Annotated in this window: 23 protein-coding genes; 12 read left to right on the top strand and 11 right to left on the bottom strand. The window is 61.3% G+C overall.

Going from position 1 to position 24676, the window contains the following annotated elements; genetic code table 11:
* Positions 1 to 44: 44 nt before the first annotated feature.
* From AC07OO_RS10665 to AC07OO_RS10710, 10 genes are all read right to left on the bottom strand, one after another.
* On the bottom strand, positions 45 to 266 hold the full coding sequence (locus tag AC07OO_RS10665) for a DUF1161 domain-containing protein (protein ID WP_495082083.1): 222 nt from the start codon (positions 264 to 266) through the stop codon (positions 45 to 47).
* Positions 267 to 483: 217 nt separating this feature from the next.
* Complete coding sequence (locus tag AC07OO_RS10670) at positions 484 to 1521, bottom strand: adenosine deaminase (protein ID WP_495082084.1); 1038 nt, start codon at positions 1519 to 1521, stop codon at positions 484 to 486.
* 27 nt (positions 1522 to 1548) lie between these two features.
* The gene (locus AC07OO_RS10675; protein ID WP_495082085.1) at positions 1549 to 2403 is read right to left on the bottom strand and encodes a dienelactone hydrolase family protein; all 855 of its coding nucleotides are present in this window, start codon (positions 2401 to 2403) and stop codon (positions 1549 to 1551) included.
* Positions 2404 to 2410: 7 nt separating this feature from the next.
* Complete coding sequence (gene pepF / locus AC07OO_RS10680; RefSeq protein WP_495082086.1) at positions 2411 to 4312, bottom strand: oligoendopeptidase F; 1902 nt, start codon at positions 4310 to 4312, stop codon at positions 2411 to 2413.
* Between the two features lie 27 nt (positions 4313 to 4339).
* A complete protein-coding gene (locus AC07OO_RS10685) occupies positions 4340 to 4954 on the bottom strand; it encodes a hypothetical protein (protein ID WP_495082087.1) in 615 nt (204 codons plus the stop codon).
* 377 nt (positions 4955 to 5331) lie between these two features.
* Positions 5332 to 6495: a BMP family ABC transporter substrate-binding protein gene (locus AC07OO_RS10690; RefSeq protein WP_495082088.1), complete on the bottom strand. Its 1164-nt coding sequence runs from the start codon at positions 6493 to 6495 to the stop codon at positions 5332 to 5334.
* A 59-nt stretch (positions 6496 to 6554) separates the two neighbouring features.
* Positions 6555 to 7475 (bottom strand): ABC transporter permease, encoded by a 921-nt coding sequence (locus AC07OO_RS10695; protein WP_495082089.1) that lies wholly within the window; start codon positions 7473 to 7475, stop codon positions 6555 to 6557.
* Positions 7475 to 8575, bottom strand: coding sequence for an ABC transporter permease (locus AC07OO_RS10700; protein ID WP_495082090.1), 1101 nt, complete (start codon positions 8573 to 8575; stop codon positions 7475 to 7477). The genes AC07OO_RS10695 and AC07OO_RS10700 overlap by 1 nt, the downstream gene beginning before the upstream one ends.
* Positions 8562 to 10160, bottom strand: coding sequence for an ABC transporter ATP-binding protein (locus AC07OO_RS10705; protein ID WP_495082091.1), 1599 nt, complete (start codon positions 10158 to 10160; stop codon positions 8562 to 8564). The genes AC07OO_RS10700 and AC07OO_RS10705 overlap by 14 nt, the downstream gene beginning before the upstream one ends.
* Before the next feature lie 13 nt (positions 10161 to 10173).
* Positions 10174 to 11106 carry a LysR family transcriptional regulator gene (locus AC07OO_RS10710; RefSeq protein ID WP_495082092.1) on the bottom strand — a complete coding sequence of 311 codons (933 nt, stop codon included), beginning with the start codon at positions 11104 to 11106 and terminating at the stop codon, positions 10174 to 10176.
* 93 nt (positions 11107 to 11199) lie between these two features.
* On the opposite strand from AC07OO_RS10710, the gene xdhA reads away from it, so the two are divergent.
* From xdhA to AC07OO_RS10755, 9 genes are all read left to right on the top strand, one after another.
* A complete protein-coding gene (gene xdhA / locus AC07OO_RS10715) occupies positions 11200 to 12690 on the top strand; it encodes a xanthine dehydrogenase small subunit (RefSeq protein ID WP_495083333.1) in 1491 nt (496 codons plus the stop codon).
* A complete protein-coding gene (gene xdhB / locus AC07OO_RS10720) occupies positions 12687 to 15059 on the top strand; it encodes a xanthine dehydrogenase molybdopterin binding subunit (protein WP_495082093.1) in 2373 nt (790 codons plus the stop codon). Before xdhA ends, xdhB begins: the two co-directional genes overlap by 4 nt.
* 158 nt (positions 15060 to 15217) lie before the next feature.
* Positions 15218 to 16045, top strand: a complete 828-nt coding sequence (locus AC07OO_RS10725; RefSeq protein ID WP_495082094.1) for a hypothetical protein — start codon at positions 15218 to 15220, stop codon at positions 16043 to 16045.
* Positions 16046 to 16245: 200 nt separating this feature from the next.
* Positions 16246 to 17262, top strand: a complete 1017-nt coding sequence (locus AC07OO_RS10730; RefSeq protein ID WP_495082095.1) for a sialic acid TRAP transporter substrate-binding protein SiaP — start codon at positions 16246 to 16248, stop codon at positions 17260 to 17262.
* Positions 17263 to 17285: 23 nt separating this feature from the next.
* Positions 17286 to 17777: a TRAP transporter small permease gene (locus AC07OO_RS10735; protein ID WP_495082096.1), complete on the top strand. Its 492-nt coding sequence runs from the start codon at positions 17286 to 17288 to the stop codon at positions 17775 to 17777.
* A 98-nt stretch (positions 17778 to 17875) separates the two neighbouring features.
* Positions 17876 to 18532 (top strand): hypothetical protein, encoded by a 657-nt coding sequence (locus tag AC07OO_RS10740; RefSeq protein WP_495082097.1) that lies wholly within the window; start codon positions 17876 to 17878, stop codon positions 18530 to 18532.
* 116 nt (positions 18533 to 18648) lie between these two features.
* A complete protein-coding gene (locus AC07OO_RS10745) occupies positions 18649 to 19947 on the top strand; it encodes a TRAP transporter large permease (protein WP_495082098.1) in 1299 nt (432 codons plus the stop codon).
* Positions 19948 to 20042: 95 nt separating this feature from the next.
* Positions 20043 to 21503 (top strand): 8-oxoguanine deaminase, encoded by a 1461-nt coding sequence (locus AC07OO_RS10750; protein WP_495082099.1) that lies wholly within the window; start codon positions 20043 to 20045, stop codon positions 21501 to 21503.
* A gap of 40 nt (positions 21504 to 21543) precedes the next feature.
* Entirely contained in the window at positions 21544 to 22254 is a 711-nt protein-coding gene (locus tag AC07OO_RS10755) for a YebC/PmpR family DNA-binding transcriptional regulator (RefSeq protein WP_495082100.1), read from the top strand.
* A gap of 19 nt (positions 22255 to 22273) precedes the next feature.
* Here the strand turns inward: AC07OO_RS10755 and AC07OO_RS10760 are convergent, their stop codons facing one another.
* Positions 22274 to 23044, bottom strand: coding sequence for a TOBE domain-containing protein (locus AC07OO_RS10760; RefSeq protein WP_495082101.1), 771 nt, complete (start codon positions 23042 to 23044; stop codon positions 22274 to 22276).
* A 71-nt stretch (positions 23045 to 23115) separates the two neighbouring features.
* Between AC07OO_RS10760 and modA the strand changes: the two genes are divergently transcribed.
* Genes modA through AC07OO_RS10775 form a run of 3 tightly spaced genes read left to right on the top strand, consistent with a single transcriptional unit; the run spans position 23116 to position 24643 of the window.
* Complete coding sequence (modA, locus tag AC07OO_RS10765) at positions 23116 to 23874, top strand: molybdate ABC transporter substrate-binding protein (protein WP_495082102.1); 759 nt, start codon at positions 23116 to 23118, stop codon at positions 23872 to 23874.
* Entirely contained in the window at positions 23871 to 24401 is a 531-nt protein-coding gene (locus AC07OO_RS10770; RefSeq protein ID WP_495082103.1) for a hypothetical protein, read from the top strand. The genes modA and AC07OO_RS10770 overlap by 4 nt, the downstream gene beginning before the upstream one ends.
* Positions 24402 to 24439: 38 nt before the next feature.
* Positions 24440 to 24643 carry a hypothetical protein gene (locus tag AC07OO_RS10775; protein ID WP_495082104.1) on the top strand — a complete coding sequence of 68 codons (204 nt, stop codon included), beginning with the start codon at positions 24440 to 24442 and terminating at the stop codon, positions 24641 to 24643.
* Positions 24644 to 24676 lie beyond the last annotated feature (33 nt).

Raw genomic sequence — 24676 nt, forward strand, 5'->3', positions numbered from 1 at the left:
TCCTTCCGCCGCAACCAGCGCAGGACCGGCAAAGCCCGGTCTATTTACTTCTTGGAGTAGACGATCTTTTGCTTGCCGCCGTCGCAGCTGCCCACGACCTTGGCCTCACCCGTCTTATCGCTGGCCACCACGGTCAGCTCGTAGCCTTTGACGCCTTTGCCATCGAGCTTGGCGGCAATCTCGGTCTTCAACTCTTCACAGGCCTTTGCGGCGTGGGCTTGGCCAAAGGCGGCCAACAGAGCAAAGAACAGAACGGTGGTTTTCATGAGCGGTCTCCCAAATGTGACAAACCGTGATGGTACAAAAGAATGAGACAGTAGTGTATGTAAAACGCGACAGGGCGGTGATCTATTTTTATGGTTGCTATGTTTTCAATAGCTACCTAGGTATATTCCACGAGGGCTATAGGCCATTTTTATAAAAATCCCGCCTGAATCCATTCCATAAAACCCAATATGGGGTTTTTAGCCTTCTTACGAATCGCTATGCAAAGGTCTCAAACACGCCCTCGAGCTGCTGCACATAACGCGCACGCAGGCTGGCGTCTATGAAGCTGGCGTCGAAGCTGTTACGCGCCAACTGGTAGGCGTGGGCCGACGTCATGCCCAGCGCGGCAAAGGTCTGCGTGAAGTTCTCGTTGATGTAGCCGCCAAAGTAGGCCGGGTCGTCGGAGTTGACGGTGGCCATGATGCCGGCATCCAGCATGCGCTGCAGGTTGTGCTGCGCCAGTGTGGGGAACACACGGAGCTTCAGGTTGCTCAGGGGGCATACGGTCAGCGGGATCCGGTCCTTGGCCAGGCGTTGCATCAGTGCGGCGTCGTGTATGGCCTGCACGCCGTGGTCAATGCGCTCCACTTTCAGCACATCCAGTGCGCTCCAGATGTAGGCGGGGGGCGCCTCTTCACCCGCGTGGGCCACCAGGCGGAAGCCCAACTGCTTGGCCCGCGCATAGACCTTGGCAAATTTTTCGGGTGGGTGGCCCACCTCGCTGGAAGCCAAACCGATGCCGACGATCTTGTCGCGCAGCGGCAGCGCCTGCTCCAGGCATTCGAAAGCTTCTTCTTCGCTGAGGTGGCGCAGGAAACACAGGATCAGCGAGGCCGTCATGCCGAACTTGGCCGGCGCATCCGCACAGGCGCGGTGCAGGCCGTTGATGACGGTGGCCGCATCCAGGCCATGGCCGGTGTGGGTTTGTGTGTCGAAGAAGATTTCGGTGTGCAGCACGTTGTCGGCCTGGGCGCGGGCCAGGTAGGCACAGGTCATGTCGTAGAAGTCCTGCTCGGTCTTCAACACCATGGTGCCTTCGTGGTAGATGTCCAGAAACTCTTGCAGGTTGTTGAACACATAGGCGTCGCGCAGCGCCTGTTCACTGGGGAAGCGCAGGGCCACGTTGTTGCGTTTGGCCAGTGCGAACATCAGCTCGGGCTCCAGCGAGCCTTCGATGTGCATGTGCAGCTCGGCCTTGGGCATGCGGCGCAGCAGTTCGGGCAGGCGCTCGGCGGGTACGGGCTTGTGGTTCATCGGTCTATCTCCTCAAAAGGCGGTGTTCTATTTCAAATGCTCGGCCAGAAAGCGCAGCACGCGCTGCTGCGCATCGGCACGCGCTTGCGGGTTGGGTGCCGTGGTCACACCCGCGCCCGGGTTCACGCCATTGGGCACGTCCTTGCGCAGGCGCTGGGCCGTGAGCGCGGGGTTGTCGAAGTCATGGTAGGTGTCAGGGTAGGTGACGATCTGCATCGGCTCGCCGCGTGCGGCCACGGTCGCAGCCAATGCCTTGCAGGGCGCGGCTGGCGTCCAGTCGTCAGACTCACCGATCAGCAGCAACAGCGGCGCATAGGGATGGAAGTGCTCCGGCTTCTTGTTGCGGTTGGTGCAGCCGGGGTAGAAGGATATGGCCGCGTTGAATCCCGCCGCATCGGCCGGGCGGTGCGTGATGGTGTCCAGCGTGACGCCCCCACCATGCGACCAGCCCAGCATCGCAATGCGCTGGACATCCACATCCGGCCGCTGGCGCAGATAGGCCAGAGCCGCATAGGCATCACCCACGCGATCCGACTCCTTCAGCGTGCGTTCGCTGTGCTTGGTAGTGCACAGCTCTTTCACGCCCCGGGCACCAAAGCTGTCCAGCATCAGCGCCACATAGCCTTGCGCTGCCAAGTACTCGCCCCACATGGCGTGGCGGGCATTGAGCTGCCCGTCGCGGCCATAGGCTCCGCCACAGCCATGCACCATGACCACGGCCGGGTGTTTGGCCACGGCGTCGGTGGGGCTGAAGACAAAGGCGGACAGCGGTGCCGGCGCCGAAGAAATGCCCGCCGTAGGTACCTGTACCGCTTGCGGCGCAGCCAGCGCCTGGGCAGCCCACACAGATAAACAAACGGTCAGGATGGCGAGCGGCTTCATACAGGTATCAGCGGATCTTGGCCGCTTCTGCTTCCATCTGCGAAACCAGCTCTTGCATCTGGTCTACAACGGCCTGCACGGTTTCGCGTTTGGACAAATCTACACCCGCCTTTTGCAACTGCGCCATGGGGTGGTCGTTGCCGCCACTGCGCAACAGCTCCAGGTAGCGTGCGGTGGCCGCGGCGCGGGCAGCGGGTTCACCCGTGGTCATGTCCTTGAACAGCTTGGCCGACGAAGCAAAGCAGGTCGCGTACTGGTACACGTAGTACGGCGAGTTGTAGAAGTGGGGAATGCGGGCCCAGGTGTATTGGTAGGCCTCATCCACGGTCACCGCATCGCCGTAGTAGTCTTTCAGCAGTTGCAGGTAGATGCCATTGAGCACGGCGGCGGTGATGGGCTTACCCTCTTCCACCAACTTGTGCGCCTGGAGTTCAAAGTTGGCGAACAGCACCTGGGTGTAGAAGGTGCCAACGATGGAGTCCACCGCATGCTGCAGCAGCAGGAATCGCTCTTTAGGGTCCGTGGTGCTGGCCAGCAACTGGTTCAACAAGAAGCGTTCGTTGGTGGTGGAAGCCACCTCGGCCACAAAGATGGTGTAGTCCGCCGTCACATAGGGCTGGGCCTCGGCTGACAGGATGGAGTGCATGGCGTGGCCGCCTTCGTGGGCCAGCGTGAACAGCGCGCTCTGCGTGTCGTTGTGGTTGAGCAGCATGTAGGGGCCCACGCCATAGAGACCACCCACATAGGCGCCCGAGCGCTTGCCTTCGTTTTCATAGACATCGATCTGCTTGCCGGACAAGAATTTCTTGTACTTGGCCGTGTACTCCACACCCAGCGGCGCAACCGACTTCAGCACGGTTTCCTTGGCGTCGTCAAACGGGTAAGTGGCCGTGGTCTTGTAGATGGGGATGGAGCCGTCGTACAGGTGGTAGCTGTCCAGACCCAGCAGCTTCTTGCGCAGCTTGGCATAGCGCTGCAGGGGCGCGGTGCCGGCACGCACGGTGTCCACGAGGGTCTGCACCACGCTGGTGGGGACCGCGTGCGTATCCAGCGCGGCGTCCAGCACGGTGGGGAAGTTGCGCGCCTGGGCGTTGAACCAACCCTGCTGCATGATGCCGTTGTAGACCGCAGCATAGGTGTTGGCCGTGGCGGCATAGGTGGCCAGGAAGGCCTCAAACGCCTTGGCGCGGTCGGCCTGCAGGTAGTTGGTCTGCAGCAGACCCTGGTAGTTGCCGGGCGTCAGCGTGATGTCTTTGCCATCGGCCAGCTTGATCTTGGGAAACTTGATGTCCGAGGTCGACAGCTCTTGGAACGTGGCTTTGGGTGTTTGCCGGAAACGCGTGGCCAGGGACAGCAATTTTTCACCCTGCTCGTCCAGCACATGCTGCTGCTGGCGGTAGTTGTCCAAGATGGTGAACTGGTACGGCACCAGCGCCGGCGTGGCACGGATCCACTGCTCCACCGTGGCTTGGGGGATCTTTAGCAGTTCCGGCGTAAACCACGCGGTGGCCGTGCCAAACTTGGCCGACAAGGCCCCCACGCGCTGGAACTTGCCCGCCACATTCTGGTCGCGCGTTTGCACGTCGCGCTGCAACTGGGGGTAGCGGTACACGCGGTCTTGCAGCATGCCGATTTCGTCAAAGGCCTGGTAGGCACTGAGCAGCGCGGCGGGACCATTCTTCAGCGTGCCCTTGCGTGCAGCAAAGGCGTCCATCTTGGCCTCGGTGTCCTTCATGGCGGCTTCCCATGCCTCCCAGCTCGGATAGATGGGTGAGAAATCCCAACGGTATTGGGCAGAAATATCGGCGCGGTTTTGCGTGGTGGGTTTGGGTGCACTGGCGGCCAGGGAACCGGCGGCAAACAGCAATTGAACGGAGGCAGCCAGAGTGCCAAACAGTAGTTTTTTCATGGTGGGCGTGCGTGTGGTGTTTGGGTGCTATTTGATGCTCAGGCCATCCATGAACTTTTTGCACTCGGCTTCGTATTTGAAGTACAGCGACTGCGCGGTGTAGCAGGTGACTTGCACATTGCCTTCGGGTCCGCCAAAGTAATAGACGGAGAACACGAACTCCAAGCCCTTGGGCGCAACGGCAAACCGGATGGATCCCACGGAGTTGCCACCAATATCGGTCTGCTGGTCCAGCAGCACCGTTGGCTCTGCGCCAATGGCACGGGCGTTGTACAAGATGACGTTTTTCATCGACGCGGTCGATGCCGGTATTTCATCGGATATGACCATGCCATACACCGGCAAGCTCTTGTGCGTGAACGTGCGCTTGTTGGGCGAGTCCCCTTCCTTGGGTGGAGCCAGGGTCCATGTGTCGCTGTTATAGGCCACGCTGAATTTTTTGACGGCAGGCTGGTAGGTTTGCATACCACCAGCTGCAGGAAGTTCCATGCGCCCCACACTGGTGTCAAAACGCCATTTGCCATTGGGCGACAGTATGACCTTGCGGCCATCCTCCACCACGGCGCGCAGGTCTTGCGCATAAGCAGTGGACATGGCCAAACCAATCATCGCCAGGGAAACCAATCGTGTGGATAAGCGCATAGTTGTTCCTAAGGGTTTTTTACGTTTTGGCATTCTATTGATTGGATTGGCGGGTTTGCGATCGATCGCCTCCGGCAGGGCTTGGGTATTCTGCTCCGTGTCCCCCGCCCGTTCCGGGCTCCTCCTTTACCTGCGCAGAATACCCAAACCCCACCGAAGGCTGGAGAAGTTAGCGCGCGAACAAGGGCATTCACCATTGCAGGCATGCCAGCACCTCACACAAGATCAGCCGGGCTATGCGTTTTGCGCAGGTAAAGGAGGAGGCCAAAGGCCGGGGGACGCGGAGCAAAACGCATAGCCCGGCTGATCCAGACACAAACGGACCCACAAAAATAAAAGGCCGCCCGAAAGCGACCTTCAAACACATGGAAGAAGGATTACTTGCCCCCAGGAATCTTCCCTTCCACGCCCTTGACGAAGAAATTCAACCCGCCCAGGAACTTGTCATCGGCCACGGCATCCTTGGCGATCTGTTCCTTACCGGTGTTGTCCAGAATGGGACCTTTCCAGATCATAAAGCTACCATCCTTCAGGCCGGCCTTGACCTCGTCCACCTTGGCCTTGGTCTCGGCGGGCACGTCATCGGCAATCGACACGATGTCAATGGCGCCCTCTTTCACGCCCCACCAGCTTTGCGTGGGTGCGTTCTTGCCTTCCAAGGCATCTTTGGTGGTCTTGATGTAGTAGGGACCCCAGTTGATGATGCTGGACGCCAAGTGGGCCTTGGGGCCGTAGGCCGTCATGTCAGAGTCCCAACCAAAGGCGCGCTTACCCTTGTCTTGGGCGGTCTTCAGCACGGCGGGGGAATCCGTGTTCTGGAACAGCACGTCGGCACCGCCGTTGATCAGGCTGGTGGCGGCTTCAGTTTCTTTGGGTGGGTTGAACCACTCATTGACCCACACCACTTTGGTCTTGATCTTGGGGTTGCTGCTCTGTGCGCCCAGCGTGAAGCTGTTGATGTTGCGGATCACTTCTGGAATTGGGATGGAGGCCACCACGCCCAGCGTGCCGGTCTTGGTCATCTTGCCGGCAATGACGCCGGCCATGTAGGCGCCTTCGTAGGTGCGGCTGTCGTAGGTGCTCATGTTGTCGGCCGTCTTGTAGCCGGTCGCGTGCTGAAAGTTCACACCCTTGAAATCGGGCGCGACCTTGAGCATGGGTTCCATGTAGCCGAAGGTGGTGCCGAAAATCAGCTTGTTGCCCTGGCCGGCCAGATCGCGGATCACGCGCTCGGCGTCGGCAGACTCGGGCACGTTCTCCACCTTGGAGGTCACGACCTTGTCGCCAAATTCCTTTTCCACTGCCTGGCGGCCGCGGTCGTGTGCAAAAGTCCAGCCGCCATCGCCCACGGGGCCGACATAGGCAAAGGCGATCTTCAGCGGCTCGGCCTTGGGCGCAGGGGCCGACGCAGCTGGTGCGGGTGCAGAGGCCGGTGCGGCCGCCACGGGCTCTTCCTTCTTGCCGCAGCCAACCAGCGCAGCGCTTGCCACGGCGGTCAAGGCTGCAATTTTCAGTAATGCGCGTTTCTGCAAATCTGTCATGTCAGTTCTTTCTAAAAAAACGTGGGGTTGCGGAAAAATCAACGGGGCCGAGAAAACAATCAGGTGCCAGGGTAAAACGGCTTACCAATGGAAGCTGGCATGTTAATCCGTATCCAACCCTGATCCCGCGAGATCAAGGCCAGCACGACGATGTTGGCCACAAAGGGCAGCATATTCAAAAACTGTGACGGGAAGTCCACACCGATGTTCTGCAGGTGGAAAGACAGCATCATCGTGCCACCAAACAAATAGGCACCAAGCAATACACGTGCCGGACGCCAGGTGGCAAAAGTGGTCAAGGCCAAGGCGATCCAGCCCTTGCCCGACACCATGCCCTCGACCCACAAAGGCGTGTAGATGATGGACAGGTAGGCACCCGCCAAGCCGCACAGGGCGCCACCAGCGACCACAGCGCCCAGGCGTATCCAGCGCACCGGGTAGCCCAAGGCATGGGCCGACTCGGGGCTTTCACCCACGCTGCGCAGAATCAGGCCGGCCCGGGTGCGGTACAGGAACCAGATCAGTGCAAAGGCAAAGATAACGGTCAGGTAGACCAGGGGGTGCTGGCGAAAGACAGCAGGCCCAAAGAAAGGAATATCCGACAGGCCGGGAATGGCGAAGCTGGGGCGCTCGGGCAGGTTCTCCTTCACGTAGCCAGACCCGACAAAGGCTGACAAACCCGTGCCAAACAGGGCAAGTGCCAGGCCCGTGGCGTACTGGTTGGTGTTGAGCCAAATGACCAGCGCGGCAAACAGGGCCGCCATCACAGCGCCCGCGCCCATGCCGGCGGCAAAGCCCATGGTGTCGCTGCCCGTATGCACCACGGTGGCAAAGCCGGCGATGGCCGCGCACAGCATCATGCCCTCGGCCCCGAGGTTGACGATGCCAGCCTTCTCGTTGATCAGCAGCCCCAGGGATGCGATGGCCAAAACTGTGCCCGCGTTCAGCGTGGCGGCCAATAACAGTGCGTAGGATTCCATTATTTCGCTGCTCCCAGTGCCAGAGATTGCTTCGCGCTGCTGTGTACCCAGCGCAGCCGGTAGTTGACCAAGGTGTCGCAGGCCAGCAGCGTGAACAGCAGCAGCCCCTGGAATACACCGGTCAGAGATTTGGGCAGGCCCAGGCGAGACTGCGCCAACTCACCGCCGATATAGAACATGCTCATCAGCAGCGCCGAGAACACCATGCCCACTGGGTGCAAGCGGCCCACAAAGGCAACGATGATGGCGGCAAAGCCATAGCCTGCCGGCAAATAGATCGTCAGTTGGCCAATGGGACCTGCCACCTCCAGCGCCCCAGCCAGACCGGCCAGACCACCGGATACCAGCAGGGCCGTCCACAGTGCCCGGCGCGACGAGAAGCCGGCATAGCGTGACGCCGCCTTGGCCAGGCCACCCACTTGCAGTGCGAAACCAGCCCGTGTGCGGAACAGGAACACGGCGGTACCGATGACCCCCAGCACGGCGAGCACTGCGCCTATGCTGACACGCGAACCTTCGAACAGGCGCGGGATGCGCGTGACGGCCTCAAAGGTCTTGGTCTGCGGGAAGTTGTAGCCCTGCGGGTCCTTCAGCGGGCCGGCCACCAGATAGCCGAGCAGTTGCAGCGCGATGTACACCAAGAACAGGCTGACCAGAATTTCATTGGCATTGAAGCGGTCGCGCAACACGGCCGTGAGGCCACCCCATGCCATACCGCCCAGCACGCCGGCCAACAGAATGGCCAACACAATCCAGCCACCGGTGGTCTTGTCCGCCATCAGGGCCACTGCACTGGCCGCAATGGCGCCAAAGATGTACTGCCCTTCGGCGCCAATGTTCCACACATTGGAGCGGAAGCACACCGCCAGCCCCAACGCAATGATCAGCAAGGGCGTGGCCTTCACCAGCAGCTCACCCAAGGCATAACCACTCTTGATGGGTTCCCAGAAAAAGACCTGCAGGCCGCTCATCGGGTCTTTGCCCAGCATCGCAAACAGAATCACACCAATCACCACGGTGCACAGCAGCGCCAGCAGCGGAGAGCCATAGCTCCAGTGGCGCGAGGGCTGGGGACGGGCTTCGAGCTTAAGCGTGGGCATGCTGCACTCCTTGCATATTGGCAGGCGCTACCGACTCGCCCCGCGTGCCGCGGTCCGCACCGCCTGCGGGCTTGGCCGCGGGCTCCCATAGGCCACTCATCCATTCACCGATCTTTTCCACTGTCGCCTCCGCAATAGCTACCGAGGGCGACAACTTGCCACGCGCAATCACGTGCATGCGGTCGCTGACCTCAAACAATTCGTCCAACTCTTCGCTGACCACCAGCACGGCACAACCCGCATCGCGCAGCGCCAGGATCGCACCGCGGATCTGCGCGGCAGCGCCTACGTCTACCCCCCAGGTCGGCTGCGACACGATCAGCAGCTTGGGTTTGGCGTCGATCTCGCGGCCCACAATGAATTTCTGCAGGTTGCCACCCGACAAGGACCGTGCCACCGCACCGGGGCCGTTGGCCTTGACCTTGTACTCCTGGATCAGGCGCGTGGCATGGGCCTCCAACTGGCGCACACGCACCCAGCCACCGGCAAAGCGGGGCATGGAAATGGATTCGGTGCGGGTCAGCAATAGATTCAGCGCCAGGCTCAGTGTGGGCACGGCACCGCGGCCCAGGCGCTCTTCGGGCACAAAGTGCAGGCCCAGGGCGCGGCGCTTGCCGGGGTGCAGACCTGACACATCGGTATCGCCCATCAGGATGCTGCCGCGGGGTGCGCGGCAGTCTTCGCCCGACAACGCGTACAGCAATTCCTTCTGGCCATTGCCCGAGACACCGGCAATGCCCACCACCTCGCCGGCGCGCACCTGCAGCTCTATGCCTTCCAGGTCCACACCAAACTGGTCATCGCGCGCTAGATTCAGGCCCTTGACGTGCATTACCGGTGCACCCGCCGTGCGTGTGGCCCGCTCCAGCAGCGGCGGCTCGGCGCCAATCATCAGGCGCGACAGCGACGCGTTCGATTCTTCTTGCGGGTTGCACACCCCGGTAACCTTGCCACCGCGCAGCACGGTGCAGGCGGTGCACAGTTCGCGGATCTCGTGCAGCTTGTGGCTGATGTACAGGATGCTGCAGCCTTCGCTGGAGAGCTTCTTCAACACCACAAACAGCTTCTCCACCGCCTGCGGCGTCAACACCGATGTAGGCTCGTCCAGAATCAGCAACTCGGGGCGCGTCAACAGCGCGCGGATGATTTCCACACGCTGCATCTCGCCCACGCTGAGGGTGTGCACCGGGCGCGCGGGGTCGATGTCCAAGCCGTACTCGGTGGCCTTGGCGACGATGCTTGCGGTTACCTCTTGCAAGGTACTTCCGCTCAGGCCCAGCCACACGTTCTCGGCCACGGTCATGGTGTCGAACAGGTTGAAATGTTGGAACACCATGCTGATGCCGATAGCCCGCGCCTCCTTGGGGTTGCGGATGTGCATCTCTTGGCCGTTGAACAGCACACGGCCCGCATCGGGTTTGACCGAGCCATAGATGATTTTCATCAGCGTGGACTTGCCGGCGCCGTTCTCGCCCAGCACCGCGTGTATTTCGCCCGGCATGACCGTCAGAGCAACATCGCTATTGGCTATGACGCCGGGATAGGCCTTGGTTATGCCTGTCAATTGAAGTCTGGGTGTGGTCATGTCGTCGTTTGTCTCACTCTTTTTTTAAGGCTGCCGCAACGGACTTCACGCAGTCACGCAGCCACCGGCTAGAGGCCGAGGTGTGGGTGCGTTCATGCCAAAGTTGGTAATACTGGATGCGAGGAAACTCCATCGGGCACGGCAATATCGTGACCGGCAGGGAGTCGGTAAACCGTTCGCAATACTGGCGACCTGTTGTCAGGACCAGCAAGGTTGATGCCACCATGGCCGGTATCTGGCCGAAGTAGGGGCAGCGCGCGGCAATGTGGCGGCGCAGGCCCAGGCTTGCCAGGTGTTCGTCGATGACACCCTTGGCGCCGGGGTGCGTGGCACCGGGCGCGATGTGGTCGGCCTCCAGCCACGCCGTCTGGTCCCAACCACGGCGCACGGCCGGGTGTTTGTTGGATACCAGGCACACCACATCGTCGCTGAACAAGCGGCCCAGGTGCAATTCGTCCGGTGGAGTTGGCCAATTGCCAATCACTACATCCACGTCGCCCTGCGCCAATTGCGCACGGTAATCGGAACTGCCTGACAGTGAATGGATTTCGATGTCGGCCAACGGCGCATGGGTCTTGATCTGTGCCACCAGGTGGGGCAAGAAGACCGGGTCCAAGTAATCACTGGCCGCCACACGGAAGGTGTTGCGCGCGGTGGCGGGCTCAAAGCCCTTGGCATCGGTAAACAGCATCTCGGCGGCACGCAAAATGCTGGCGCTGGGCTCCAGCATGCGCAGCGCCACATCGGTAGGCACCATGCCGGAGCCTGAGCGCACCAAGAGGGGGTCTCCCGCGAAATCACGCAAGCGTTTGAGCGCACTGCTCACCGCCGGCTGGTGCATGCCCAGACGGATGGCGGCTTTGGAAACGCTGCGTTCAGTTAACACGGTGTGAAGGACCCTAATCAGATGAAGGTCTATCTTGTCAAACAGGGAATGGTTTCTCATACGGTGTTATCAATTTGTGTCATATCCTAAGGAATATGGTGTGGTGCTGCCACCCGATTTACCCTCACGGACTAGGAAATGCCCATGAAGCCCATGCACACAAAACCCTTGAGATTTTTCCGGCGCGGCGAGATTGTCAGCCTACCCGCCGTAGACAGCAACCGTACTTTGTTGGAAGTGTTGCGCGAAGACCTGCACAGCTGCGGCACCAAAGAAGGCTGCGGCGAAGGCGACTGCGGTGCCTGTACCGTGGTGGTGGCAGAAGCCGATGGCCCCGCACTGAAGTACAGCGCCATCAACAGCTGCATACGACTGGCCCATTCCATAGACGGCATGGCCCTATGGACCGTGGAAGACCTGACCGCGGCCGACGGCACGCTGCACCCCACACAGCAAGCCATGGTGGACTGCCACGGCTCGCAATGCGGTTTCTGCACACCGGGCTTTGTGATGAGTTTGTTTGGCCAATACCAAAACAAGACGTGCAAGGGCCAGACCATTACACGCGCAGACGCACAGGGTGCGCTGTCGGGCAATCTGTGCCGCTGCACCGGCTACCGCCCCATATTGGATGCAGCAGAAGCCATGCAAGCGCTGCCCGTTGCGCGCGTCAACGAAGCCGAAGTGCTATTAACTTTGCAGCAGCTAGCTCAGGAACCACGAGGGCTAGAGGCCCATTCTTCATACATGCTCCCCCAGAGCCTGCCCGAGTTGCTGGCCCAGCGCGCGCAGCACACCGACGCGCAACTGGTGGCCGGTTGCACCGATGTGGGCCTGTGGGTCACCAAGATGCACATGCAGTTTGCCAAAGTGCTGGACGTGACCCAGGTGGCCGAGTTGCGCCGTGTGGAGCACTACCCCCACCACATTGCTATTGGCGCAGCCGTGTCGCTGACCGACGCTTACAACGCACTGGTGGCGAACCGTCCCCACCTGGCCGAATTCGCCCACCGTTTCGCCGGCCTGCCGGTGCGCAACAGCGGCACGCTGGGTGGCAATGTGGCCAATGGCTCGCCCATTGGCGACTCCATGCCGCTGCTGATTGCACTGGGTGCCAACATCGTGCTGATGCGCCAAGCCGGTAAGAAGATCGCACACCGCGAACTGCCGCTGGAAGACCTGTACACCGGCTACCGCAAGAACATCATGGCACCCGATGAGGTGCTGGCGTGGATCAAGGTGCCCAAGGCGACCCAACAAGAGTTCAGCCGCGTCTACAAAATTTCCAAGCGTTTTGAAGACGATATCTCCGCCGTGTGCCTGGCCATCCAGATCGAAGTGGTAGATGGCCACGTACGCCGCGCGTCCATCGGTGCAGGCGGTGTGGCCGCCACGCCCGTACGCGCACGCAAGACCGAGGCCGCGTTGCGGGGCCAACCCTGGACGCCCGCCACCATCCACAGCGCCATGCAGACCCTGCGTGAGGAGTTCACGCCCATATCCGACATGCGCGCCACAGCGGCCTACCGCAGCACGGTGCTGGGCAATCTGCTGGAGCGTTTTTGGCTGGAGAGCCAGGGCACGACGCGCACCGACGTGCGCAGCCTGGACCTGGATGCGCTGGCGCAGGAGGTGACCGCATGAACACGCTCAATACATCCGTCAAGCCCGAGCACCTGCAAGGCCTGCCACCGCACAGCCGGCCCGATGTGACGGCCGGCGTCAGCCGCCCGCACGAAAGCGCAGCCGCCCAGGTGGCCGGTGGCGCCACCTACATTGACGACATTGCCGAGGTGCGGGGCACGCTGTATGCCGCGCCCATACTCTCCAACCTGGCCCACGGCCGCCTGCTGGGTGTGGATGCCGCAGCCGCACTGGCCATGCCCGGCGTGCGCGATGTCATCTTGTCCGGCGACATTCCCGGCGACCCCATGTTGGCCGCCTTTGCCGGTGACGAACCCGTGTTTGCCATCGACACCGTGCAGCACATCGGCCAGGTGGTCGGCGTGGTGGTGGCCGACACCGTGATGCAGGCCCGCCGCGCCGCACGCAAGGTCAAGCTCAACATCGAAGCCCTGCCCGCCATACTGACTGTGAAGGACGCACTGGCCGCGCAGAGCTATGTGTTGCCACCGGTCTATGTGAAGCGCGGCGATGCCACGGCCGCCCTGGCCCGCGCGCAACACACGCTCAGCGGCAACCTGGAGGTGGGCGGCCAGGAGCACTTCTACCTGGAAGGCCAGGTGGCCTATGTGCTGCCGCTGGAACAAAACCAGTGGTGGGTCTACTCCAGCACCCAGCACCCCGGTGAGGTGCAGCACTGGGTGTCGCACGCGCTGGGCATAGACAACCACTCGGTCAAGGTCGAATGCCGGCGCATGGGCGGTGGCTTTGGCGGCAAGGAGACCCAGGCCGGGCATCTGGCCGTGTGGGCTGCGATTGCTGCGCACAAGCTGCAGCGTCCCATCAAACTGCGGCTGGACCGCGACGACGACTTCATGGTCACCGGCAAGCGCCACCCCTTTTCCTACGAATACCAAGCCGGCTTTGATGACAGCGGCCGCCTGACCGCCCTGAAGTTGATGATGGCCGCCAACTGCGGCTTCAGTGCCGACCTGTCCGGCCCCGTGGCGGACCGCGCCATCTTCCACAGCGACAACGCCTACTACCTGCAGGATGTGGACATTGCGTCCTTCCGCTGCAAGCTCAACACGCAAAGCCACACCGCCTTCCGCGGCTTTGGCGGACCACAGGGCGTGATCCTGATCGAGACCATCATGGGCGACATCGCTCGCCACCTGGGCCTGGACCCGCTGGATGTGCGCATGCGCAACCTGTACAGCGACGAGGCCATCCCCGGAACCGAGCACAAGCGCGACACCACGCACTACGGCATGCGGGTGGAAGACAACATCCTGCAGCCACTGTTGTCGCAGTTGGAAAACACGTCGCACTACCGCCAGCGCCGCAAAGCCATTGCGGAGTGGAACAAGAGCAGCCCCATCGTCAAACGCGGCATCGCCATCACGCCAGTCAAGTTCGGCATCAGCTTCACGGCCACGCTGTTCAACCAGGCCGGCGCGCTGGTGCATGTCTACACCGATGGCAGCGTGCAGGTGAACCACGGCGGCACCGAAATGGGTCAGGGCCTGAACACCAAAGTGGCGCAGATCGTGGCCGACGAATTGGGCGTGCCCTATGAGCGCATCCTGTGCACGGCCAGCGACACCAGCAAAATACCCAACGCATCGGCCACGGCCGCGTCCGCTGGCACCGACCTGAATGGCCGCGCCGCCCAGTTTGCGGCCCGCCATGTGCGCGACAACCTGGCTGCCTTCGTCAGCGGGCTCGATGGCTGCGGCGCGGGTGCCGTGCGCTTTGAGCATGGGCAGGTGCTGTCGCCTACCGTCACGCGCAGCTTTGACGACGTGGTGAAGATGGCCTATGCCAACCGCATCCAGTTGTGGAGCGACGGCTTCTACCGCACACCCAAGATCCACTACGACAAGACCACACTGACCGGCCGACCGTTTTACTATTTTGCCTATGGCGCGGCCTGCACCGAAGTGGCCATCGACACGCTGACCGGCGAGAACCGGGTGCTCAAAGTAGACATATTGCATGACGTGGGCCGCTCCATCAACCCGGCGCTGGATGTGGGCCAGATCGAAGGCGGTTTTGTGCAAGGCATGGGCTGGCTCACCACCGAGCAACTGGTGTGGAACGACAAGGGTTACCTGAGCACCCACGCCCCTAGCACCTACAAGATTCCCACAGCGGGCGATGTACCCAGCCACCTGAAGGTGGCCCTGTGGCACGAACCCAATGTTGAGGACAACGTCTTTGGCTCCAAGGCCGTGGGCGAACCCCCTTTCATGCTGGCCATCAGCGTCTACGAGGCGCTACGTGAAGCCATTGCCACGGCTGGACGCCGTGGGCCCGTGCGACTGAGTGCACCAGCTACCGCTGAGAACGTACTCGCCGCGCTGGGTGAATCCAGTCGCCACGCCTGACGGTTGTTGGTGCAAGCAGATGGCCCGGTTTATGCGTTGCTGCATAGGCCGAAACCCGTCCGCCGATTTTTTTGCCAGAAAGATTGAAGACCCAGGGTTCCTGCAAGGACAACGCACGCTCAAACAAACCTAACTAACGATATATACAGAAAGATCCCATGACCCATCATCTACCCAAACTCAGCCTACTGCTATGCGCGTTACTGGCCGGAACCGGCGCCATAGCCGCCGACTGGACCAGCAACTCGCTGGGCTACCGCTACGCCCCCAGCCAATCCGAGCCAGGGGTGTCGGACAAGGTGTCCAAGAACATCCTGTCTTTCACCCATGTCAGCGGCGACTCGGCTGGCAGCAACTTCTTCACGATTGACCTGCTGAAGTCTGACAACAAGGACCCCAACAACGGCGGCGCGGACGGTGCACAGGAGTGGTACGGCTTCTACCAACGCAACTTCTCCATCAGCGCTATGACCGGCAACAAGACGGGCTACGGCTTTGCCAAAGACCTGAACCTCACCGCGCGCATTGACGCCGGCAGCAAAAACACGACGTTTGCGCCATCACCGCTCAAACTGCAGTTGGGTATTTCCGCCGCCATGCCAGTCAGCGCCGGCTTTTGGGACATTGGTTTGGCCGTCTACAAGGAAAGCAACAACAACGGCATCGTCGGCAAGACGGTGTCGTTCGACGCAGCACCAGCCCTGAACACCGCCTGGGCCATTCCCGTGGGCGGCGTAGGTACCTTCACCGGCTTTGCCAGCATCGTCGGCCCCAAGGGCAAGGATGGCTTTGGCGAAGAGACCAAGACCGAAACCCTGATCCGCGCCAGCTTCATGTTTGACATCGGCGGCCCCAAGAGTGGCCTGACGGCTGGCCTGGGTGTCGAATACTGGGACAACAAATTTGGCTGCGACAACGGTAAGTCGTTCGTCCGCAACTCTTGCACTGCCACCACGCCGCTGCTGCTGGTGGAGTACAAGCTCTAGGCACTGGTGTAACAACGCGTGCACACCGTCGCTCGATGTGAGCGATGGGCGGCCAGATGGCCGGCTAGCTAGTGAGTGAGCTAGTGGATTGACGACAATTTCGGGTTAGACGACAGCCAGTGGTAAAACACTGGCTGTTTCCATTTGGGGGTTGCCCCCATACAGCCCCGCGTCCCCGCCTGCGACAATCGCCACCCACCATGACCCTTCACCCGACTTCTACCCTCTCCCGGCGCTTCCTGATGGGCACGGCGATCGCCCTGGCCGCAGCAAGCAGCCTTCCTGCAACCGCGCAGCAGACCAAGACCGTGCTGCGCATCTCCACCCCGGCCGTGCCCGATGCCTGGCACGCCAAGATGTGGACCGTCTTCAAAGACGCGCTGGAGAAGAGCGCGCCCGGTGAGTTCGATGTGCAGATCAACCTCAATGCATCGCTGTTCAAGCAGGGCGCCGAGCCTGCTGCCATGGCCCGCGGCAACCTGGAGTTGACCTCCATGTCGGCGGCCGACATTGCCAAGCTGGTACCCGAATTCTCTGTCTTTACCGCCGGCTACATGCTGCGCGACCCGGCCCACCAGCAAAAGGTTTTTGCAGGTCCCATTGGGGCAGAGTTGTTCAAGCGTGTGTCGGAAAAGATGGATGTCACCGTGCTGTCCACCTGCTACCTGGGCACGCGCCAGGTCAATCTGCGCGAAGCCCATGCCGTCAAAACGCCGGCCGACCTCAAGGGCATCAAGCTGCGCATGCCGGGCTCCAAGGACTGGTTGTTCCTGGGCAATGCCCTGGGCGCCACCGCCACGCCGCTGGCCTTTGGCGAGGTGTACCTGGGCCTGAAGACCGGCACCATCGACGGCCAGGACAATCCCCTGCCCAGCGTGCGTGCTGCCAAGTTTTACGAGGTGACCAAGCAGATCGTACTGACGGGCCACTTGGTCGACAGCCTGTTCATTGCCATCTCCAATAAAAGCTTCAACGCGATGAACGCGGCGCAAAAGCAAAAGGTGACTGCCGCGGCACAGGCCGCAGCCGCCTACAACAACGACAACACTGCGCAGGAAGAGACCCAGTTGGTGGACTTCTTCAAGAAAGAAGGCTTGCAGGTCACCACGCCCGATGTGGCCGCCTTCCGCAAGACCGTGCAGGCCGCCTATCAGGCATCGGATCTGGCCAAGACCTGGCCGGCTGGCCTGGTTGACCGCATCAACGCCACCCACTGAACGACAACGACAACGACAACGACATGATGATGACCATTGCACGCTGGGCGCAACGCTGCGCCAACGCGGTTGGCGGTCTGCTCTTTCTGGCGCTGTTTGGTGTATTCCTCATCCAGATCACCGCACGCTTCGCCTTCGACAAACCCCTGCCCTGGACCGACGAGCTCGCCGTCATCTTGTACATCTGGGTCATCCTGTGGGCCGCCGCACTGGTCGTGCCCGAACGCGAACATGTGGTGTTTGACCTGGTGTGGAACAGCGTAGGCCGCCGCACCCGCCAAGCCATGCAGATCGCGGGCAACCTGCTGTTCGGCGGCCTGGCTCTGGTGGGCCTGCCCGCCAGTTGGGACTATGTGCATTTCATGGCACGTGAAGGCACGCCGGTTCTGGAGGTTCCGCTGATGTGGGTGTACATCCCGTTTGTACTGCTGATGGTGGCGCTGGTGGTGCGCAGCGCCTGGGGAATCTGGCGGGCGGTGAAGGGGGTGGGGTTGGAGGCGGAAGTGTGGGTCTGAGAGACCCACAGTTGAAATCTCTCAAGATCGAGTGACGGATAATTTGCCCCCTCTACAGAGACAATCCACCCTTTCAATCACATTAGGACTTCTACCCCATGCGCCTTCTTCTTGCATTTCTGACCGCATTTGTTTTAGTGGGCTGCGCCACTGGTCCGGTCACCCTCCCCGTAGAAAACCTTGCTACGTCGGCCAAGACCCCAGTCGAAGATTTGCGCCCGAAGAGCGAGAGCACTCGCGATATATTTAGTTTGATCATCACCAATGATCGCTACGGTTACACCCGTTTGGCCGAGGACATCATTACTCCGACTGGCCCTCGACTATTCGCCCACCATTTGCAAGAGCAGTACGGGTCTCAACCTGTTCCACCGACAAAGTTGCATCACTTCGCGGTGTATCTCAACAATCGTGCTGCACTCAAACGCGTTGCACTCGGTTCTATGTTCGGCGGAGCTATCGGTGCGGCAGTTGCAAACGGTACGATCAAGCATGAGGGGGACATAGCCCACACTATGGTCGATGCGGACAATTTTGCAGCCTTGTCTGGAGAAGACGAATACAAACGCGCCTTTTACTCAGAAACGGAGCTCAAAGCGGGCACATCTGCATTGGTCATTTTTATTGAAAGTGAATCACAAGGAAAGCGCCGTTTCACTCGCACTGTTTCGCCCATCAAGACGGTTGAAGCTGGGCAAAAAATCCCTCTGCACCAAGCCCTGGACGCAGCTATTGAGTTTCACCTGAAATCCTGAGAGTCTGACGAATAACGTTTACACCGGGTTGACCGTGCTGTATGAATTGAGTCGATGCGCTAAGTTCTTGTGACCGTTTTTCCAGCACAGTCAGCACTGGTTCAGCCATCTCACGTATGACCCCAGCCATCACCACCCTAGCCGCCGTCCTAGTCATTGGCATGCTCCTACGCATGCCCATTGGCATCTCCATGCTGGTCTCCGGCTTTGCCTATCTGCTGGTCAAAGGACAAGACCTGGGCCTGGTCGCCGAGCAGGTTGGCAATGGTCTGTACAACAGCTATGTACTACTGGCCGTGCCCTTGTTTGTGTTCGCGGCCAATATCATGAATGCGGGTACGGTCAGTGAGCGCATCTTTGACTTCTGCCGCATCCTGGTGGGCCGCATGCGGGGCGGGCTCGCCCAGGTGGATATCTTAGTCAGCGTCGTCTTCTCGGGTATGAGCGGCAGCGCCATTGCGGATGCGGCCGGGCCTGGGCTGGTGACCATCCGCCAGATGCTCAAAAAACCGGAGTATTCGCGCGGCTTTGCCGGTGCGGTGGTGGTGGCCAGTGCCACGCTGGGGCCCATCATTCCGCCGTCTATTCCGATGGTGATTTATGCACTGGTCTCTGGCGCGTCGGTCGGTGCGCTGTTTCTGGGCGGCGTGGTACCGGGCTTTCTGATGGCAGTGCTGATGATGGTAGTGGTGCATGTGATTGCCACGCGGCGCAACATGCCGCGCGAAGCACCCGTGCCATTGCGCGAGTGGCCGGCCATTTTGTTCCGTGGTGCACTTCCCCTGTCGATGCCCATCGTGCTACTTGGTGGCATCTACTCCGGTGCCTTCACACCAACCGAGGCAGCGGCGGTGGCCGCCCTGCACGCGCTCGTACTAGCAGGGGTGGTTTACCGCGCGCTCACCTGGCGCAGCTTCTGGGGCGTGGTCATGGAATCCACGCGGGGCAGTGCCATCATCACACTGATTCTGGCCGGCTCCTTCATGCTGAACTATGCCTTCACCGCAGAGGGTGTGCCGCAGGCTATGGCGCAGTGGGTGGACAGCATGCACCTGTCGCAGATCAAGTTTCTGCTGCTGGTGAATGTGATGTTCCTGGTGCTGGGTTGTTTTCTGGATGTATCGGTACTGCTGCTGGTTTTCGTGCCCATGCTGCTGCCTGCTGCCAAGCTCTTGGGCGTGGACCTGGTGCACTTTGGCGTGCTGGTGGTGCTGAACATGATGATCGGACTGATCCACCCGCCCTTTGGCATGCTGCTGTTTGTGATCAAGGCGCTGACCGGCATACCGATTGGCGAGATGATGAAAGAGGGTTGGCCCTTTCTGCTCATGCTGCTGTTGCTGCTGCTGGCCATGACCTTTTTCCCGCAGATCGTGCTGTGGCTGCCTCAGACCATGGGTTACAAGACGCTGTAGTGCCTGCCACGGGCCGCCGTGGCATATGGAGGCCCAGCTAACGGCTATTGGCAAATGCCGATAGGCGCGCAATGGTGTCGTGGTGAAATGCGGCCATGCTGTCCACCGCCACAACTCCGCCACCAAGCCTGCTGATCCACAACGCCCGTTGCGTGGCCACGCAGGACCACACCGAACCCACGCGGGCACGCGAGCTGCGCAATGCATCCATCTACATACGCGGCCACCGCATCGCCTATGTGGGGCCGGCCGCCGAATTGCCACCCGACATGCAAGCGGCGGACGAGGTCATAGACGCGCGCCAGCACCTGGTGACGCCCGGCCTGGTTAACACCCACCACCACATGTACCAGAGCCTCACGCGGGCCATCCCGGCCGTGCAGAACGCCGAGCTGTTCAGTTGGCTCCAAGGCCTGTACCCGATCTGGGCTGGCCTGACGCCCGAAATGGTGCAAGTCAGCACCCAGGTGGCGATGGCCGAGCTGATGCTGAGCGGCTGCACCACCAGCAGCGACCATTTGTACATCTACCCCAACGGCGTGCGCCTGGACGACAGCATCGCCGCCGCCCAGCAGATTGGCATGCGCTTTGTGGCCACACGCGGCAGCATGAGCGTGGGCCAAAGCCAGGGCGGCCTGCCGCCGGACAGCGTCGTGGAGCGCGAAGACTTCATTCTGAAAGACACACAGCGGCTGATCGAGCAATACCACGATGCCGCGCACGGCGCGATGGTCAATATCGCGGTTGCCCCCTGCTCGCCGTTCAGCGTCAGCCGCGACCTGATGCGCGAGTCGGCCGTGCTCGCACGATCGCTGGGTGCGCGCCTGCACACCCACCTGGCAGAGAATGACCACGATCTGGCCTATTCCCGCGAGAAGTTCAACTGCACACCCGCAGAATACGCGCAAGACCTGGGTTGGTTGGGGCCGGATGTATGGCACGCCCACTGCGTGAAGCTTGACGATGCCGGCATCAGCCTGTTTGCCGCCACCCGCACGGGCGTGGCGCACTGCCCCTGCAGCAATATGCGTCTGGCCAGCGGCATTGCGCCGATACGCCGCATGCTCAATGCTGGCGTGCCAGTGGGCCTGGGTGTGGACGGCTGCGCGAGCAACGACGCCGCGCATATGGTCAACGAGGCGCGCCAAGCCCTGCTGCTGGCCCGCGTGGGCCGTGCCATGCAGCCACCCGAAGTGCGCGGCAACCAAACCTTCTTTGGCTGCGATCTGGGTCCGGCGGAGATGACGGCCCGCGATGTGCTGGGCATGGCCACCCGCGGCGGCGCCCGGGTGCTGGGCCGCGGACACGACATCGGCCACATCGCAGTGGGCATGTGCGCCGACCTCGCCCTGTTTGACCTGGACACGCTGGGCTTTTCCGGTGGCGCCGTGCATGACCCCGTAGGCGCGTTGTTGCTGTGCGCCAGCCCGCAAGTGGACTACACGGTCATCAACGGGCGCGTGGTGGTCCGCAAGGGTCAGCTCACCACCCTGGACCTGGGGCCTATCGTGGAACGGCACAACGCTTTGGCGGTTGAACTGGCATTGGGTGTATAACCGAGGCCCTCTCAAGACAACTGATCAAGGAAAACCAGAAATGGGTGCGCAATGGAAAGCAAAGGGCAAGGCCCTGGTGGCCGATGCCAGAGGCCGGCTGTTTACCAAGCTGGTGAAAGAAATCACCGTGGCCGCACGCGGCGGTGCCGATCCGGCCTCCAACGCCAAGCTGCGCCTGGTGGTGGAACAGGCCCGCAAAGTCTCTATGCCCAAAGACACGCTGGAGCGTGCCATCAAGAAGGGCGCCGGCCTGACGGGTGAAGTCATCCACTACGAGCATGTCATCTATGAGGGTTTTGCGCCCCACCAGGTGGCCGTGATGGTGGAATGCCTGACCGACAACGTCAAGCGCACGGCGCCAGAAATGCGTGTGCTGTTCCGCAAGGGCCAGCTCGGCACGTCGGGCTCGGTGTCGTGGGATTTCGACCATGTGGGCATGATCGAGGCCGAGCCCGCCGCAGCGGGCGCTGACCCTGAAACCGCAGCCATCGAAGCGGGTGCCCAGGATTTTGAACCCGGCGAAGAAGGGGCCACCGTCTTCTTGACCGACCCCACCGATCTGGACATCGTCAGCCGCGCGCTGCCCGCCCAGGGTTTTACCGTGCTGTCGGCCAAACTGGGTTACAAGCCCAAGAACCCCGTGGACCCCGCCAGCCTGAGTGCTGCGGATTTGGAAGAGGTGGAAACCTTCCTGGCTGCCATCGACGGTAACGATGACGTGCAGAACGTCTATGTAGCTTTGGCCGGTTAGCCTTGTTGACGGGGGCGGCTCAGCTGGTGACCGCCAGCGCGATGGCCGCCTCGTCTACCCGGCCCATGCCCAGGCTACCTGTCTTGAGCACGGTACCGGGCTGACTGAACCCCACCAAGTGCAGACCAGATTCCAACGCCAGTGCCACCTCGCCGCCAGATGCCGAGCGCGATGCTCGGCTGACACGGCCCGGCAATAGATTGACCCCATCGCCCGGCTCAAACGCCGCGCCCATGCTGACCGCAGTCGCCTTGCACAGGGCCAACACCGCCAGCCCCGGTTTCAGGCCCAAGAGTTCCGCACTCTCGCGCGTGACGCGCGACCATAGCGGTGTCTGGTCAGGCAGGCGCAGTTCCACACGGATGGCGCCTGCGCGTGGCTTGAGGGCATGCACCGTGCAAGGCAACTGGTTGCGCATGCTGGTGCGCAGCGCCAATGCCGACAGATTGGATACAGCGCCGCTGCCACGTGACTCCGCGTCGATCTGCTGCAATACATCCAGCCGCGCCTTGTTGATCCGATCCGCTGCCAGCAAGACACTGTGACCGGCGGGTGTGAGCCGTGCGCCACCACCACCGGCCCCACCCACCGCACGCTCCAACAAGGCCACGCCAGCCAGATTGCTCAGCGTGTCGATGGCCTGCCAAGCCGCCTTGTAGCTGACGCCAGCGTCGCGCGCCGCCTCGGATATCGACCCTACCTGGCCTATGCGCCGCAGGATGTCGATGCGCTTGTCCGTGGACTGCTGCCCCAGGGCCTCGGCCAACTGCAGTGGTGGTGCTTTCTTCATGCGGGGATTGTCAGCGCAAAGTGGTCGCGTTGCTATACTTGCGCTATCCCTTTTTGGAATAGCGAGAGTGCATGAACAGCTTGATCAAGAGTCTTGGCCTGGCCATCGGAATTGCCACTACAGCCGCATGGTCGGCCTTTGCCGCGGAAGTCAGCGTGGCGGTAGCCGCCAACTTCACGGCACCCATGCAAAAGATTGCGCAAGGCTTTGAACAGGACACCGGGCACAAGGCTGTGCTGGCCTTTGGGTCGACCGGCAATTTCTATACGCAGATCAAGAACGGCGCACCTTTCCAGATTTTGCTGGCCGCAGACGACGAGACGCCCGCCCGCATTGAGAAGGAAGGCCTGGGCGTGGCCAACTCCCACTTCACCTATGCCACCGGCAAACTGGTGCTGTGGAGCAAGCAGCCTGGCCTGGTGGACGACAAGGGCGAGGTGCTGCGCAATGGCAAGTTCGAGCGCATCGCCATCGCCAACCCCAAGCTCGCACCCTACGGTCTGGCCGCCATGGAAACGCTGACCAAGCTGGGCCTGCTGCAAAACCTGCAACCCAAATTTGTACAAGGCGAAAACATCACGCAGACCTACCAGTTCATCGCCACCGAGAACGCCCCGCTGGGCTTTGTCGCGCTGTCGCAGGTCTATGCCGATGGCCGCGTCAAAGAAGGCTCGGCCTGGATCGTGCCCGCCAACCTGCACCAGCCCATCCAGCAAGACGCTGTGCTGCTGCAAAGCGGCAAGGGCAACCCGGCTGCAACAGCCCTGCTGAGCTACCTGCGCACCGACAAGGTCAAGGCGTTGATCAAGACCTTTGGCTACGATCTATGAGCCAGGCTGCCCCGCAGAGCCAAGTCACCTTTCGGCAGGCACTGCTCTGGGCCTTGCTCACCACAGTGTGCGCCAATCCCGCTTTGGCAGACGGCGCAGTAACGGCGCTGAGCATCCATGGGATAGGTAACACACCCAGCACCATGCGCAACCTGGCGGAACTGGCGCGGCTCCCCAACAAGACCATCACCGTTCAGTCCGAAAAAGGCGTAGCGACACAGTACCGGTGCACCACCGCGGCCGCTGCTTTGGCCAGTGCAGGCGCGGAGATGGGCACCGCGATCCGCGGTCAGCGCTTCATGGAATATGTCAAAGCCTCGGCACGCGACGGATACGAAGTGGTCTTCGCTCTGCCCGAGCTGGACCCTGCGTTCACCGATACACCGGTCCAGTTGTGCTTTGAGAAAAACGGCGCACCCATTCCCGAAGACGAAGGGCCATTGCGGCTGGTCGTTGAGAAGGAACTGCGCCACGGACGGTGGGTGCGCCAGTTGAATGCATTGACACTGGTTCACAAAGGCGTTTGAAGATTTCCGCACGGAAGTACGCAAGGAGGATAGTCACCATGCAAAAACCAACGACAGCGCAACGCGTGGCCTCGTGGAGTATTGCGCATGGCCCGACCGGCGATGCCATCGTGCTCAACTTCACCACCCAGTCCGGTGAAACGATTGCACTGGAGCTTCCCGAGCAGGATTTTTCCGAGGTTGTCAATGCGCTGCAAGACTATGAGGTGGAGGCCTTCGCGTTGGGCATGGCCACGCACTGAGGCGGATACCGGATGGTGGATCCGCTATGCCGT

Source organism: Rhodoferax sp. GW821-FHT07G04, assembly GCF_059418585.1.

Bases quoted from the DNA above. Each gene is read 5' to 3' on its own strand.
- AC07OO_RS10665 (WP_495082083.1), bottom strand. From the start codon at position 266: ATGAAAACCACCGTTCTGTTCTTTGCTCTGTTGGCCGCCTTTGGCCAA.
- AC07OO_RS10670 (WP_495082084.1), bottom strand. From the start codon at position 1,521: ATGAACCACAAGCCCGTACCCGCCGAGCGCCTGCCCGAACTGCTGCGC.
- AC07OO_RS10675 (WP_495082085.1), bottom strand. From the start codon at position 2,403: ATGAAGCCGCTCGCCATCCTGACCGTTTGTTTATCTGTGTGGGCTGCC.
- pepF (WP_495082086.1), bottom strand. From the start codon at position 4,312: ATGAAAAAACTACTGTTTGGCACTCTGGCTGCCTCCGTTCAATTGCTG.
- AC07OO_RS10685 (WP_495082087.1), bottom strand. From the start codon at position 4,954: ATGCGCTTATCCACACGATTGGTTTCCCTGGCGATGATTGGTTTGGCC.
- AC07OO_RS10690 (WP_495082088.1), bottom strand. From the start codon at position 6,495: ATGACAGATTTGCAGAAACGCGCATTACTGAAAATTGCAGCCTTGACC.
- AC07OO_RS10695 (WP_495082089.1), bottom strand. From the start codon at position 7,475: ATGGAATCCTACGCACTGTTATTGGCCGCCACGCTGAACGCGGGCACA.
- AC07OO_RS10700 (WP_495082090.1), bottom strand. From the start codon at position 8,575: ATGCCCACGCTTAAGCTCGAAGCCCGTCCCCAGCCCTCGCGCCACTGG.
- AC07OO_RS10705 (WP_495082091.1), bottom strand. From the start codon at position 10,160: ATGACCACACCCAGACTTCAATTGACAGGCATAACCAAGGCCTATCCC.
- AC07OO_RS10710 (WP_495082092.1), bottom strand. From the start codon at position 11,106: ATGAGAAACCATTCCCTGTTTGACAAGATAGACCTTCATCTGATTAGG.
- xdhA (WP_495083333.1), top strand. From the start codon at position 11,200: ATGCACACAAAACCCTTGAGATTTTTCCGGCGCGGCGAGATTGTCAGC.
- xdhB (WP_495082093.1), top strand. From the start codon at position 12,687: ATGAACACGCTCAATACATCCGTCAAGCCCGAGCACCTGCAAGGCCTG.
- AC07OO_RS10725 (WP_495082094.1), top strand. From the start codon at position 15,218: ATGACCCATCATCTACCCAAACTCAGCCTACTGCTATGCGCGTTACTG.
- AC07OO_RS10730 (WP_495082095.1), top strand. From the start codon at position 16,246: ATGACCCTTCACCCGACTTCTACCCTCTCCCGGCGCTTCCTGATGGGC.
- AC07OO_RS10735 (WP_495082096.1), top strand. From the start codon at position 17,286: ATGATGATGACCATTGCACGCTGGGCGCAACGCTGCGCCAACGCGGTT.
- AC07OO_RS10740 (WP_495082097.1), top strand. From the start codon at position 17,876: ATGCGCCTTCTTCTTGCATTTCTGACCGCATTTGTTTTAGTGGGCTGC.
- AC07OO_RS10745 (WP_495082098.1), top strand. From the start codon at position 18,649: ATGACCCCAGCCATCACCACCCTAGCCGCCGTCCTAGTCATTGGCATG.
- AC07OO_RS10750 (WP_495082099.1), top strand. From the start codon at position 20,043: ATGCTGTCCACCGCCACAACTCCGCCACCAAGCCTGCTGATCCACAAC.
- AC07OO_RS10755 (WP_495082100.1), top strand. From the start codon at position 21,544: ATGGGTGCGCAATGGAAAGCAAAGGGCAAGGCCCTGGTGGCCGATGCC.
- AC07OO_RS10760 (WP_495082101.1), bottom strand. From the start codon at position 23,044: ATGAAGAAAGCACCACCACTGCAGTTGGCCGAGGCCCTGGGGCAGCAG.
- modA (WP_495082102.1), top strand. From the start codon at position 23,116: ATGAACAGCTTGATCAAGAGTCTTGGCCTGGCCATCGGAATTGCCACT.
- AC07OO_RS10770 (WP_495082103.1), top strand. From the start codon at position 23,871: ATGAGCCAGGCTGCCCCGCAGAGCCAAGTCACCTTTCGGCAGGCACTG.
- AC07OO_RS10775 (WP_495082104.1), top strand. From the start codon at position 24,440: ATGCAAAAACCAACGACAGCGCAACGCGTGGCCTCGTGGAGTATTGCG.